Source organism: Pseudochrobactrum sp. B5, assembly GCF_001939785.1.
GTDB lineage: Bacteria > Pseudomonadota > Alphaproteobacteria > Rhizobiales > Rhizobiaceae > Pseudochrobactrum > Pseudochrobactrum saccharolyticum.
In genome coordinates, this window is sequence record NZ_MOYL01000001.1 from 267,330 (window position 1) to 281,349 (window position 14,020).

General features: G+C 51.6%; 13 protein-coding genes. 2 read left to right on the forward strand and 11 right to left on the reverse strand.

Features of this window, described 5'->3' with window-relative positions; genetic code table 11:
• Positions 1–141: 141 nt before the first annotated feature.
• A complete protein-coding gene (locus tag BKD14_RS01300; protein WP_075654718.1) occupies positions 142–753 on the reverse strand; it encodes an SH3 domain-containing protein in 612 nt (203 codons plus the stop codon).
• Between the two features lie 256 nt (positions 754–1,009).
• Between BKD14_RS01300 and BKD14_RS01305 the strand changes: the two genes are divergently transcribed.
• Complete coding sequence (locus tag BKD14_RS01305; protein WP_075653989.1) at positions 1,010–2,011, forward strand: D-glycerate dehydrogenase; 1,002 nt, start codon at positions 1,010–1,012, stop codon at positions 2,009–2,011.
• 49 nt (positions 2,012–2,060) lie between these two features.
• On the opposite strand, the gene BKD14_RS01310 is transcribed toward BKD14_RS01305, so the two are convergent.
• The 3 genes from BKD14_RS01310 to BKD14_RS01320 form a co-directional block, all read right to left on the reverse strand.
• The gene (locus BKD14_RS01310; RefSeq protein WP_075653990.1) at positions 2,061–2,921 is read right to left on the reverse strand and encodes an NlpC/P60 family protein; all 861 of its coding nucleotides are present in this window, start codon (positions 2,919–2,921) and stop codon (positions 2,061–2,063) included.
• Positions 2,918–3,268: a MarR family transcriptional regulator gene (locus BKD14_RS01315; protein ID WP_075653991.1), complete on the reverse strand. Its 351-nt coding sequence runs from the start codon at positions 3,266–3,268 to the stop codon at positions 2,918–2,920. The genes BKD14_RS01310 and BKD14_RS01315 overlap by 4 nt, the downstream gene beginning before the upstream one ends.
• Positions 3,269–3,376: 108 nt before the next feature.
• Positions 3,377–4,795 carry a leucyl aminopeptidase family protein gene (locus tag BKD14_RS01320; protein WP_075653992.1) on the reverse strand — a complete coding sequence of 473 codons (1,419 nt, stop codon included), beginning with the start codon at positions 4,793–4,795 and terminating at the stop codon, positions 3,377–3,379.
• 178 nt (positions 4,796–4,973) lie between these two features.
• Here BKD14_RS01320 and BKD14_RS01325 point away from each other — a divergent pair, with 178 nt between their 5' ends.
• Complete coding sequence (locus tag BKD14_RS01325; protein WP_083646735.1) at positions 4,974–5,813, forward strand: tetratricopeptide repeat protein; 840 nt, start codon at positions 4,974–4,976, stop codon at positions 5,811–5,813.
• Between the two features lie 65 nt (positions 5,814–5,878).
• Here BKD14_RS01325 and BKD14_RS01330 read toward each other — a convergent pair whose 3' ends face one another.
• The 7 genes from BKD14_RS01330 to cpaB form a co-directional block, all read right to left on the reverse strand.
• Positions 5,879–6,817 (reverse strand): type II secretion system F family protein, encoded by a 939-nt coding sequence (locus BKD14_RS01330; RefSeq protein ID WP_245293570.1) that lies wholly within the window; start codon positions 6,815–6,817, stop codon positions 5,879–5,881.
• Positions 6,818–6,889: 72 nt separating this feature from the next.
• Positions 6,890–7,894 (reverse strand): type II secretion system F family protein, encoded by a 1,005-nt coding sequence (locus BKD14_RS01335; protein ID WP_075653994.1) that lies wholly within the window; start codon positions 7,892–7,894, stop codon positions 6,890–6,892.
• Between the two features lie 93 nt (positions 7,895–7,987).
• On the reverse strand, positions 7,988–9,451 hold the full coding sequence (locus tag BKD14_RS01340; RefSeq protein ID WP_075653995.1) for a CpaF family protein: 1,464 nt from the start codon (positions 9,449–9,451) through the stop codon (positions 7,988–7,990).
• A 22-nt stretch (positions 9,452–9,473) separates the two neighbouring features.
• Positions 9,474–10,751 (reverse strand): AAA family ATPase, encoded by a 1,278-nt coding sequence (locus tag BKD14_RS01345; RefSeq protein WP_139316301.1) that lies wholly within the window; start codon positions 10,749–10,751, stop codon positions 9,474–9,476.
• 91 nt (positions 10,752–10,842) lie between these two features.
• Entirely contained in the window at positions 10,843–11,559 is a 717-nt protein-coding gene (locus BKD14_RS01350) for a CpaD family pilus assembly protein (RefSeq protein ID WP_022709202.1), read from the reverse strand.
• A gap of 13 nt (positions 11,560–11,572) precedes the next feature.
• The gene (locus tag BKD14_RS01355; RefSeq protein WP_245293571.1) at positions 11,573–13,024 is read right to left on the reverse strand and encodes a type II and III secretion system protein family protein; all 1,452 of its coding nucleotides are present in this window, start codon (positions 13,022–13,024) and stop codon (positions 11,573–11,575) included.
• Positions 13,025–13,098: 74 nt separating this feature from the next.
• Positions 13,099–13,908 carry a Flp pilus assembly protein CpaB gene (cpaB, locus tag BKD14_RS01360; protein ID WP_075653998.1) on the reverse strand — a complete coding sequence of 270 codons (810 nt, stop codon included), beginning with the start codon at positions 13,906–13,908 and terminating at the stop codon, positions 13,099–13,101.
• Positions 13,909–14,020 lie beyond the last annotated feature (112 nt).

A 14,020-nucleotide genomic window follows, 5' to 3' on the forward strand; every position in this document is an offset into this window, starting at 1 on the left:
TTCCCTTAGCTTGAGAAGGGGACAGATGCGCGCAAAACACCATGAAAGACCAGATATTCTAAAAGCGGATCAATGCTCCGGTTAGAGCGCCGTGTGCCAGCTTGGCACACAAAGGTCGCTCTAACATTTTAAAATTATGCTCTAGTCAAAAACCTCATCCGGATAGGCACCCCAGATTTTTCCCTGACGGATCCAGCCGCGTGTGCCCTGTGTTTCGAGCTGACACCACTGGCCGGTGCATTCACGGATATTGGCGATGACACCTGCTTCTGCACGGGCAACAACGCGGGATGTGTCGCTGGCGCTGGCGTAAAGATCAATTACATTATCCGCCTTGCCGCGCTCCCACGGGGCAACGATAGCGGTGCGCTTGCCTGCCAGAAGTGACTGATAGACCCAGCCTTCCGTGCCGTCAGCATCACGGATACGGCGCCAGTTGTCATATTCCTGAATGATCTCAACCGGCAGTCCCGATTTGGTGTAAAGCCACGACACCGCATAATCGCGCCCCGGACCCACACGGATATTCACACGGGCAGGCTTCAGGCTGACAAAACGCGGGATCGGCAGGCCGCTTGGCCCCAGATTGGCAGATGAGGCTGCTTCTTTGCTCGGTGCATCTTCACCGGATGGGCCTTCTTCTGCGGAAGAGGGGGCTGCGCTTTCAGAAGCGTCCTGTGCATAGGCATGATGCGAGCCGGATAAAGGTGACAGCAGAAACAGGCAGGAAAACAGGCCTATAGCCAGTAACATACAAAAATTTGATTTTTCTGTTTTATGCATATGCTGTTTCATTCGCAGTCCTGACCGGCTTATATTCTGGTATAGTCGTCCCGACGGTTTGCAAGATTGGTCTGTAAGATCAATATGACGTTAGGAGACCAGAACCGGCGCTTTTTCTTTGTCTTTGTTCGTCTGCCTTGCTAGACAGTGTATGAACCATGACAATGCCGCACTCTGCACCTTCTTGGTTAAGGAGGTCTCAACGCGACACATCAAAGGGGTAGAAATGTCGGGCAAAAAGAAACCATTGGTCGTCATTACCCGGAAATTACCGGATCCTGTTGAAACGCGCATGCGCGAATTGTTTGATGCGCGCCTGAATATTGATGATCATAAAATGTCGCGTGAAGAATTGGCTTCGGCCATGCGCGAGGCCGATGTGCTGGTGCCGACGATTCGCGATGTGATTGATGCGGAGCTGATTGAGCAGGCAGGCCCCAATCTGAAGCTGATCGCCAATTTCGGCAATGGCGTGGACAATGTGGATGTAACCGCTGCTGCCAAGCGCGGGATCGCCGTGACCAATACCCCGAATGTTCTGACAGAAGATACTGCCGATATGGCGATGGGGCTGATTCTGTCTGTGCCGCGCCGTCTTGTGCAGGGAGCCAATGTGTTTTCCACTTCCGGCGAATGGCCGGGCTGGTCACCGACATGGATGCTCGGCCGGCGCATCTGGGGCAAGCGCCTCGGTATTGTCGGCATGGGGCGTATCGGCACCGCTGTTGCACGCCGTGCCAAAGCTTTTGGCCTTGCTATCCATTACCACAACCGCAAGCGGGTTCATGCGGCAGTTGAGGAAGAGCTGGAAGCGACCTATTGGGACAGCCTCGACCAGATGCTGGCACGGATGGATATTATTTCCGTCAATTGCCCTTCGACACCGGCTACATTTCACCTTTTGTCTGCACGCCGCATCGAGTTGATGCAGCCCAATGCCTATCTGGTGAATACGTCACGCGGTGAGATTGTTGATGAAAATGCGCTGATCCATCAGATTGAGCAGGGCAAGCTCGCCGGTGCCGGTCTTGATGTGTTTGAACAGCATCCGGCAGTTGATCCGCGCCTGCTGAAACTGGCCTCTGAGGGCAAAGTGGTGATGCTGCCGCATATGGGCTCAGCCACGCTGGAAGGACGTATTGACATGGGCGATAAAGTCATCGTCAATATCCGCGCCTTCTGGGACGGTCATCGCACACCGGATCGCGTATTGCCGCCAAAGGTTTGAAATATTGAGCTTACAAAAAAGCCGCCGGAAATCCGGCGGCTTTTTTATTTTATGGACGCCTAAAATGGCTAGGTAAGTCATACAAATAAGCAATTCGCTCAATTGCTTCACGCAGCGGCTCATAGGCTACAGTCATGGTATGGCCATTGGCATGGATCATCATATCGGGGCTTGCCATAATCGCCACATGACCCGGCCAGAACACCAGATCGCCACGCTGCAGATTGGCATAATCCTTACCGGCATCAATCACATCACCCAGATGATCGCCCTGCATATCGGAATCGCGCAACACATCGCGCCCTGCATCCAGCATGGCAAGCTGCACCAGTCCTGAACAATCAATGCCAAAACCGGATGTGCCACCCCAGAGATAAGGCGTGTTAATCAGGCTTTCGGCTGTGGTGACATAATCAGCAGCAGTCTCGTCGATCGTCCGCAGATGCTTGGCGAAAATCGCTGTGCCATCCGGCAGCATGCCGTAACGGCTACCACGGTTTTCAACGAATTCGGTGATCTCAACGACTGAGCCGAGGGACAGAGCACTGGTATGGCGGAAGCGCAGATCAGCACCGGAATATATGAACGTACGCGGTACGCAGATACGATGGGTTGGCGCATTGCCGGTCTCGCCCAATTCAGCATCCGGCATATAACCGACATAGCCGTCGCGCACAGCTTGCACCCAGCTCCAGCCATTCGCCTGCTCAAAAACGGTGACTTCATCGCCATAGAGAATCTGGCTCTGCGGGCCGCTGGTCAGTTCAGGCTTGCTGCGCAGATCGCTGACGGGAACGATCACACGTTTGCGTTTGCCTTCTGTAAAGGCGGCGGCATCGACTTTTCCGCGTAAAGCGCTATCGGCCAGATCGGGGCGATAGGCATGGAGACGGCGGTCAGGCTGGGTCATAAAGGCAATTCCCTGGATTTTGCAATAACGCGGTCGCCCAGTCTTTCAACATAGAGCGCGCCGCTGACAGTTCGTTTAATCAGGACATTACGCAGATCCTGCGGATCGCGATGGCGGCTGACCAGCCCCATCGTGCCCATCGTATCCAGCGCACGGGTAATAACAGGTTTAGTCACACCAAGACGCGCGGCCAGCGCGCGCACTGTATGAGGCGGTGTTTCAAGATAGATTGTCAGCAATATGGCCATTTGCCGCCATGTCAGATCATGGGTTTCGTCACGCACCTGCGACAGGGAAACGGTCTGTAACAGCGTCAGCGCCTGCAGTGGTTTTAACTCGACAGCCATGAAATGCCACTTGTTTAAGAGAAAGGCCTGCCCGTGAGTACAGGCAGGCTGCTTGTTTACTTTACGTGTAGCGTATTCAACTGCTTTTGAATTGAACCTGCAAGAGGCTTAAACATAGCGTTGTTTGATCACCTGATAAAGTGCGCGGATACCCTGTGCAGCACCGCCGACAGTGGCTGCGGATTTCTCAACCGGTGTCCAACCATAAATATCGAAGTGACCCCAGACCTTGGCATTTTTGACGAAGCGCGAGAGGAACAGTGCTGCTGTGACAGAACCGGCAAAACCGTCGGTGGTCACATTGTTAATGTCCGCAACTTTCGAGGCGAGTTTGGCCTCATATGGTGCCCAGAGCGGCATACGCCAGAGCGGATCAGACTGTGCTGCCGCCTGTTCTGCCACTTTTGCAGCAAAAGCTTCATCATGGCTGTAGAATGGCGGCAGGTCAGGCCCCAGTGCCACACGCGCTGCACCGGTCAGGGTCGCCATATCGATGATCAAATCCGGGGTTTCTTCGTCGGCTAAGGTCAGTGCATCAGCGAGAACCAGTCGACCTTCCGCATCGGTATTGCCGATTTCAACGGTTTGTCCCTCACGGGATGTCAGAATATCGCTCGGGCGGAATGCATTGCCGGAAATGGAGTTTTCGACTGCAGGGATCAGCACACGCAGGCGCACCGGCAGCTTGGCATCCATGATCATGCGGGCAAGGCCGAGCACATTGGCGGCGCCGCCCATATCTTTTTTCATCAGCAGCATGCCGCTGGCAGGCTTAATGTCGAGACCGCCGGTATCAAAGCATACGCCCTTGCCAACCAGCGTAACTTTCGGATCGCTGTCTTTGCCCCAAGTGAAGTCAATCAGGCGCGGTGCAGTATCGCTGGCACGGCCGACAGCATGGATCATCGGGAAGTTTTGCTTCAGCAGATCATCACCGATAACAGCAGTGAATTTCGCGCCATAAGCCGTTGCAAGGTTACGGGCTGCCAGTTCCAGTGCGTCCGGCCCCATATCACTGGTCGGTGTGTTGATCAGATCGCGGGTCATGGCGCTGGCATCGGCAAGACGACGGGCTTCTGCAATATTTGTCAGGCCTGATACGAACAGGCGGACACTTCCCTGTTCGTCTGATGCCGCATCTTTTTTATAGCGATTGAACTGATAGCCGCCGAGCAGGAAGCTGACCGCGAATAATTCCGCATGGTCTGCTTTGCCTTCGATATGCCAGTTGCCTGCAGGCAAGAGGCGGGCAAGTTTGCCACCGATCAGACGACCTTCACCGCTTTTGTCTTTGTCGGCCGGTTCAATGCCGAATAAAGCGCCGCTGATCTGCCCCTGTTCATTGGCCAGTGTCAGCAATTGTCCGGCTTTGCCTTTATAGGCATTGGCTGCTGCCCAGTTGAGGACAGTTTGCGGAAACTGACCATTCGCCAGTGTCTCCGGTGTGACCAGCCATATCGGGCGGCTGTCCGCAGCCTGTTGATCGAGAAGAGCAGCACGGTTCGCAGAAAGAGGCAGGGAGGTCATATTGATTTCCGGTATTTATTTTCAGGAGAGCGGCATGAGTCGCTGATGTCAGCTCAATAATTAACTCTCTATTAGGGTTAATGGAATATTGATTTTATCATATTCAGGTGAAGCGCGGGTTAATGCAGAGGACTGATTTCAGGCGCTTTCAACGACCGTATTTTATGGAGACAGTTTGATGCAGAAAAATGCGCTGGCTTTTGAACAACCGGATAAATCGTGCCGTAGCCTGCGTTACGGAAAAAGCCGTTTTCTGACACTCACCACTGCTCTTTTCATCACTGGACTGGCACTTGCCGGTTGCAATAGCGTGGATCGCACCACAACCGGCTCGGTTGCTAAAGGCACCGGCACCAAGGCTGAGCGTTCCATTGAGCAAATGAATGCGCAGCAACTCGCACAGGCCGCTCAGACCTATGGCGCGCATTATCAGAAGAACCCGACCAGCAAAGTGGCCGCTCTGAATTATGCGACTGTGCTGAGTATGGCAGGCCGCAGCGATCAGTCATTGGCTGTGATGCGGGCAATTGCCATTCAATTGCCGAAAGATAAACAGGTTCTGGCGGCTTATGGCAAAGCTCTGGCTGGTGCAGGTGAGCTGGATGCGGCACTGGATGCCGTACGCCGTGCGCAGACACCGGATTATCCGGACTGGCGTTTGCTGTCTGCGGAAGGGGCTATTCTCGACCAGCAGGGCAATTCCGCAGATGCCCGTGCAATCTATCAGAAAGCACTGCAGATCAAGCCGGGTGAAGCCTCGATCCTCTCCAATCTCGCAATGTCTTATGTCCTAAGCGGTGATCTGCCAACAGCTGAAAAATATCTTCGTCAGGCGGCAACTGCGAATGGCAGTGACAGCCGTGTCCGCCAAAATCTGGCGCTGGTCGTCGGCCTTCAGGGGCGCTTTCAGGAGGCGGAAACAATTGCCTCCCGCGAACTGTCACCGGAACAGGCAAAAGCCAATACCGATTATTTGCGTGCAATGCTGGCAAAGCAGGGCGTTAAGAAACAGGCGTAAATTCTCTGTAAAGCTTATAAACAAAACGCCTGCCTGAAGAGAATATTCAGGCAGGCGTTTTTGTTTTAGTTTCCGGCGATACCACCTGCACCAAAAATCTGGATCATCGCGGGACCGAGAATAACCATGAACAAGACCGGCAGGAAAAAGACGATCATCGGAACCGTGAGTTTCGGCGGCAGCCCTGCGGCTTTCTTTTCAGCTGCCAGCAAGCGCATATCACGACTTTCCTGCGAGAGTGTACGCATGGCTGTTGCAACCGGCGTACCATAACGTTCCGCCTGAATAAGCGCCTGTGTCATGGATTTAATGGCTTCCATACCGGTGCGGTTGGCAAGGTTCTCATAGGCCTGACGGCGCTCCGGCAAAAAGGCCAGTTCAGCATTGGTCAGCATTAATTCTTCAGCCAGATCCACCGACTGAATACCGATTTCGTCGGCAACACGGCGAAAGGCAGCTTCTGTGGACATGCCGGATTCGACGCAGATTAGCATGAGGTCGAGAGCATCCGGCCAGGCTAGTGTGATGGATTCACGACGTTTTGCTGCAATATTGCTGACATAGAGATTGGGGGCGTAGAAACCGGCATAAGCGACAATAATGCAAACCAGAAAACGTATAAAAGCACTTTGCTGCTCCAACATACCCAAGCCGAAAATCAGGAATATTGCTAAACCTAGAAATGCAAACGGTAGAATAAAGCGCATAAACAGAAAAATATTGAGCGGATTTTGCCCGCGAAACCCTGCCTGCCGTAAAGAGGCAACGGTCTTCTCATCGGCAAGAGCGCGGCGCAGATCCAGTTTTTCAACAAAGTCACGAATTCCGGCTTTTTGCTGATGGCGCAGACTGATGCCGCGTTCTTTATCATTAGCTATTCGTGCTCTTTCGCGGGCACGAATAGCTTCGCGTTCAAGAGCAACAGATTTCATGCGATTTTTCAGCGGGTTACGCTGAAAATAGGGCAGCAACAGCGTCATTATGGTCGCGAACATCGCAAACATGATGAAAATGCTGATAAGCGTTTGCCGCTGAAAGAGAGTGGTTTCGAAAAAATCCCGCATGGCCACCTCCGCTTACATTTTGAAATTAATCATGGTTTTCATCACGAAAATTCCGAGAGAATACATTATGACAGAAATGACCAGCAAAACATTGCCGGCAAAGGTGGTGAATAATGTTCCGATATAATCCGGATTCATAAATGAGATAACTGTGGCCACAAAGAATGGCAGGGAGCCGATAATTGCCGCTGAGGCTTTGGCTTCCTGAGACATGGCCTGGACTTTGACAGCCATTTTTTTTCGGTCACGCAAAACACGTGACAAATTACCCAATGCTTCAGACAAGTTACCGCCGGCTTGCGACTGAATCTGAATTACAATCGAAAAGAAGTTGGTCTCAGGGCAGGGCATGTTTTCCGGCATTTTGGCGACAGCTTCCGGTATCGTCAGCCCCATTTGCTGCGCTTCAACAATCCGGCGAAACTCCTCTTTGACCGGAGAAGGTGCATCACTTGCCAGCAAGCGCAGACTGTCATTCAAAGGAAGGCCGGAGCGTAAGGAGCGGGTGATAACATCCAGTGCATTTGGGAAGTCATTCAGGAAAGCTTTCATTCGCTTCTTGCGAAAATGCATGACGATCCAGCGAGGTACCCCGAAAAAGCCAATCAGGGCAATCAGCGGCGCCATAATCAAAGGAATGCCAGCCATCAGCCCGAGCAGAAAACAGATAAAGGCGCTCGCCGTGCTGATGAGATAAAATTGCCGGACACTCCAGCTCAGACCTGCCTGAGCCAATAATATACGTAGCGGCGGTTTTTTTTGAGTTTTGTTTTGTGTTTTGTTGCGACGGTCAAGCTCGTCCAGATTATCCTGCAATGTCCGGCGGCGCTTTTGTGCCTCACTGGCTTTTTCACGCTCTGAGCGCATAACAGCACGGCTTGCCGTAGTCTTTTTGATGGCATCAAGGCGTTTCTGACCGGTTTTTTCAGTCGTAATACGGTCGAAAAAAATTGCATAGAGCAGGGCACCGACCGCAATTGCAGCCAGGACAACAAGCATAATTGTTGTGCCGTTCATTGAAGTGCCCTTTCAGTGCCTGCTTCGGTTCGTTCGGTATCGTATCCAACAAAGAAACTGAGTTTGTTTTAAAGTAAAATCACTCTGACAGCTCTATATCTGAGGACTGCCGGCGACCTCCATCGTGTCCAGAATAGTCGCCAGCCGCTGATCTTCATTATAGTAGCGCGCCCGCTCCCAGAAGGCCGGCCGGCCGATACCGCTTGATACATGCCGCCCGATAATATTGCCGTTAATGTCTTCACCGAGGAACTCAAAATTCATCAGATCCTGCGTGATGATGATATCACCTTCCATTCCCACCACTTCTGTGATGTGGGTAATCCGGCGCGTACCATCGCGCAGACGTGTCGCCTGAATAATCACGTCAACGGAGCCGACAATAATTTCACGCACGGTACGTTGCGGCAATGTGTAGCCGCCAATGGCAATCATGGCTTCCATACGGTTCAGACATTCGCGCGGGCTGTTGGAGTGGATTGTGCCCATTGAGCCGTCATGGCCGGTATTCATGGCCTGAAGCAGATCGAAAACTTCAGGGCCACGGACTTCACCGACGATAATTCGTTCAGGACGCATACGCAGGCAGTTTTTAACCAGATCGCGCATGGTAATTTCGCCTTCGCCTTCAAGATTGGGCGGACGGGTTTCCAGACGAACGACATGGGGCTGCTGCAATTGCAGTTCCGCCGAATCTTCGCATGTAATGATACGCTCGGTTTCATCAATATAGCGTGTCAGACAGTTAAGGAGCGTGGTTTTACCGGAACCTGTGCCACCTGAAATAATGATATTACAGCGCACGCGGCCGATAATTTGCAGCAGCTCCGAACCCATTTGCGAAATACTGCCGAAACGAACCAGCTGATCCAGTGTCAGCTTGTCTTTTTTAAACTTACGGATGGTCAGGGCTGTGCCGTCAATGGCGAGCGGAGAAGTGATAACGTTCACACGGGAGCCGTCCGGAAGACGGGCGTCACAGATCGGGCTGGATTCATCAACACGGCGGCCGACCTGAGAAACAATACGCTGGCAGATATTCAGCAATTGCTGATTATCGCGGAAACGGACATTGGTTTCCTGCACACGGCCATTGACCTCAATATAGGTTTTTCGTGCACTATTGACCATGATATCGGCAATATCATCACGCGCCAGCAGTGGCTCTAACGGACCATAACCCAGAACATCGTTGCAAATATCATCAAGCAGTTCTTCCTGCTCGGCAATCGACATAACGAAATTCTTGATCGAGATAATATCATTGACGATCTCGCGGATATCATCACGGGCGGCATCGGCATCCATTCTTGATAATTGAGACAGGTCGATTGTATCAATCAGCGCTGCAAATATCTGGGATTTTGTATCGTAATATGCCTGCGATTTTTCACGGACGACCGGTGCTGCTGGTGCTTTCACAGCAGGCTTTTCCGATGCAGATACAGCCGTGTTGGTCTGTGACGGCGGAGTCAAATTCGCTGTCTGACCGGCTGTCGCAGCAGCAGGTTTTACAGTACCGGTGGTTGGGGAGGCTGCACCTCTTTTTCCAAACATGGCTGTTGTTTATCCTTGTCCGTCAGGCAGATTTTTTGCGTTTAAGCTTACTGAGAAGTCCGGCCAGCGGTTTAGCTTTTTTGCCCTGTTCCGGTACATCATGTTTGCCAAGCAGTTCGCGTGCGATCTCAGTGATTTTTTGTGAAATCTTGTGGTTCGGATCGGCCTCTGCGAGCATATGAGCATTATTGGCCGCCGTACCGAAAAACTGCGGATCAAATTCAATCACAGCCAAAGGTTTAATATTCAGCGGTGAGCAGAAATCCGCAGCAGAAATTTCAGGACGTTTCGGTACGCCGGTCTGGTTCAGAATGAGATGTGCCGGCTTGTCATTCGGTCGCAGCAGGATCAGCGTATCCAGCAAATTCTTGGTATTGCGCAAACTGGCTAAATCCGGTGTGGCAACAATGACAATCTCATCGGCCCGCATCAGGGTTGTACGTGTCCAGCTGTTCCAGCTATGTGGTATGTCGAGTACCAGCAATTGTGTGGTACGCAGAGCAGCATCGATCACGGAAACAAAGGATTCCGTGTCAAAATCATAGGTTTTTTCGAGTGTGGACGGCGCCGCTAGCAGCGATAAATGTTCCGAACTCTCTGCCAGAAGGCGATCAAGATAGACTTCATCCACCCGTTCCGGTGCATAGACTGCGTCAGCGATACCAAGTGTCGGATCCTGATCAAAATTAATATTGACCGTGCCGAATGGCAAATCCATATCCGCCAATACAACTTCATGTTTGAACTGGTTGGCGAGACTCCAGCTGATATTATGGGCCAGTGTTGATGAACCAACACCACCTTTTGCACCAATAACGGCAACATTTCTGCCGGATGGTGCAGTTGCCGGATCCGTGAATAATGTATCCAGTACGGATATAACTTCCGTCAGGCTTGCAGGAGAAACAAGGTAATCGGAAACGCCATTGCGGATCAATTCACGATATAGGCGCACTTCGTTACTGCGGCCGATAATCAGAACGCGGGTTCCGCTGTCGCAGACTTCGGCAAGTTGCATAATATCTGCAAGCAGCTGATCCTGTCCTGCAGCACTTTCAAGAATAATAAGATGCGGTGTGGAAGTGCTCTGATAGGCTTCCAGTGCCACATCGACTCCACCGGAGCGAATATGCCAGCGGGTACGCGTCAGGCGTCTGTCTTGAGAGCAGGCCTGCAAAACAGACAGGCCGGCTTCTGTTTCACAGAACGCATCAATATTCAGGCGCGGCAGCGGGCGGATATGGGTTATATCCGTACCTGCATCCTGCAACATAGTTGTTGATGTGACACTGTCTTCCACGATCACGACCTTTTTTTATTCGTTTAAAGCAAAATTTCGATGATACGCGCCGGATGATGTTTTTGGATCCGGCGGCAGAAATTATGCGTCTTTAATACTGTGCTGTTAGACTGCGAGAATCCTGCCAAACTCCTGTTGCGGTCGGTGACATAGCCTCATAGCCTTCGTCTCCGCTGATAATGCGGTCATTACGCGTACCTTTCAGCGGCGATGTGGCCCGAGGCCCGAGGAAATCAGCCGGATTTGCCACCTGAGCTGCCAGATTCGCCTGTGATGCACAGCCAAAATTCGCATAATGTTTGTTCTCAGCCGTACTCAGCATATCAGCAGGCCATCTTCCGCACGGACCTGTCCCTGCTGTCATCGCATAGTAGCTGATACGAACAGGCGCGGAGATTTGCGGATTATTCACCTGATAGCTCTGGGTTGCAATATTGCTGGCCAGAACACCGCCTTGCCTTAAGACTTTGGCAATATCCATACTGATCCGGTAGGCGGCAGACTGATTGGCACTGCCCTCAGGTAAAAGGATGAAAACCATGCCAGAACCTTGGCGACGATATCCGTCAACGGCATTCTGCACAATGCTGCGCTGTGTGATACTAAGTTTGCGATCATTCCGGCTAACAGGAATATCCGCTGTTTTTTCACGTTCCTGAATCGTGATCGGATGATTGGTACGGTAATCATCTGGCGTGGCGCCGACTGTTACATGATGTGTATTGGCACATCCTGCCAGCAGCAGAGTAACAAAAAGGCTGCTGCCAATGAGGGCTGAACGGGAGTGGGGGACGGTAATTTTTCTCATAATGCCTGCCCTCTTATTTGTAAATGAAGCCGACAACGCCGTTATAGCGGCCGTTTGGCAGGTTGGTTTTTGCAGAGCCATAAACACGATTGACCTTGCCCAATACAAAGCCGGCTGCATCACTTGGCGGAGCCAGATTATCATCAGGTCGAGCCAGTTCTGTTCTGGCTGTCGGGCGTACCAGATAAGGGGTAACAATTACGACCAGTTCGGATTCATTGCGTAAAAAATCACGACTGCGGAACAAAGCCCCGAGTACCGGAATCTTGGACAGGCCGGGCGTGCCGTTAATAGATTGACGGGTTTCATCACGGATCAGACCGCCGATCATCATAGAGCCGCCGGAAGGCATCTCAACTGTCGTATCGGCAACACGTTTGCGCAGAGAGAGAATGCTTGCGCCGACACCATCAGAGGTTTGCGAGCCTGAACCTTCGGTTGTTGGTTCGGAAACGGATGTACGGACTTTCAGCGAGATACGTCCCGGTCCCAGAACAGTCGGCATGAATTCAAGACCGATACCATATTCAATCTTGGCAAGTTCGGCTGTGCGTTTGCCGTCATCATCGGTGGTGACGCTGTTGAGAACATTATATTCACCGCCAACTCTGAAAGCAGCTTTTTCACCGGAAATAGCTGTGAGTGTTGGTTCGGCCAGCGTTTTCATTGCGCCCGCTGTTTCCATAGCCTGCAGGTAGCCGCGGAAATTTTTGGTCTGTAACCCGAAACCTGTATTTGAGAGGGTCTGCCCAATCGCTCCGGAAAGACGATCCGACACACCGGTAAAGGTTACACCATTGCTGCTTGCGCTGCCCATCATATTAACGCCGAGCTGTTTCATCACAGAGCGGCTGACTTCAGCAACAGTTACTTTCAGTGTTACCTGATCTTCACCGGCAATGGTAATCAGATTGATGATTTTACTGGAGCGGCGGCGCTCCTGACCAAGTCCGCTTGTGATCGTAATATTATTGCCGTCACCGGAGGATGTGGTGGAGGAGTCGTTATACTGACCTGTTGTTGCTTCACCACCTGAAACAAGTAATTCGGCAAGCTTTGCAGCCTGTGCTGCATCCTGTGGTGTTTGAACAGAACCGGTCAGAACAATATTGTCATTGATGAGTTCGATTTTAATATCAGAGCCCGGAATATATTTCCGCAATGAAGAAGACAGGCTGCTGACGTCACGCTCGATTTTCAGGTCTAGACTGGCTATCTGTTCGCCGTCTTTGCCGAAGACAATAATATTGGTTTGTCCGACGGATTTACCGAACAGGTAAATGCGCCGCGCTGTACGAGTGACAGCATCAGCTGTTGCCGGATTGGCAACCAGAATATCATAGGCGTCTTGCGGCAGATCAACGACGATTGACTTTCCCAGTCCGAGATTGACCGGTTGTGAGCGACCTGCGCTGGAAATCTGAACGTCCTGTGCCTGCGCGGAATAGGAGCAGAGAACCGGCATAATCAGAGCTGTTGAGAGAAACAGGGTTTTCAACTGTGAACTGCCGCGAATTTTGGAAAAATATGGACGTGTCATTAGTTGATCCCGACTTCAGTAAGATTGCCAGATTTAATCATTTTGACCGGCCCGTTTTTAGAAGGTGACACAACAAGATAATCTGATGAGCTGGACGGTTCCGGTTTTGCATCGCGAACAGAACGTAATGTCAGGCTGATCCGGTCCGCCACAGATTGGGCAACAGCCATGATCTCAGCCTGTTCATGGGTAACTTCCAGAGTTGCGGTGCGGCCGATAATATCTTTTTTGCCTTCATCATCTTCTTTGATCGTCTGATCGATGGCCAGCACGCGAACATTTTCTAAAATGGTTTCCGTTAAGAATGGCATACTCTTATTGGCAGCATTCCGGTCCGCACGAGTGAGAATGACATCGACGCGATCACCGGGAAGAATGAAGCCACCGGCGGAACTTTCTGCAGCAATATTAGTCGCGATGGCACGCATACCTTGTGGCAGCAAAGAGGACATGAATTGTTCCCCTTCGCCGATCAGTTTAACTTTGCGGATAGGTTCTCCGGCCAGAACCGGAAGGCGCAGGCTGGATTTTTGCATGACATCCAGTGCGTCCGGTTGTGAATCACGCGTTATGTAATCTGCGGTTACTGAAGCTGTAGGCCAGGATTGCCATTGTAGTTGACCGGATAATGACGATCCGACGGCCAGATTAGATGAAGCAGTCAGAACATCTTTCACAGGCAAAACCGGTGCGGGAGCACTGACCTCAATGACCTGCGGCGGGGCGTCTGTCATGGTCAAAGCAATATAGCCTGCGGCACCGGCGGCAAGCACGGCAACAGCCAGAATGATCAGGCGTGAAGTGTTCATTTGATATCCCCGCATTGAGCGTGTGATTTTGGCACATACTCTAAATGCAGCAAGAATCGTATAATTATGGTTAACGAACTATTATTATTGATTTTATTAAAACAGTTATTAC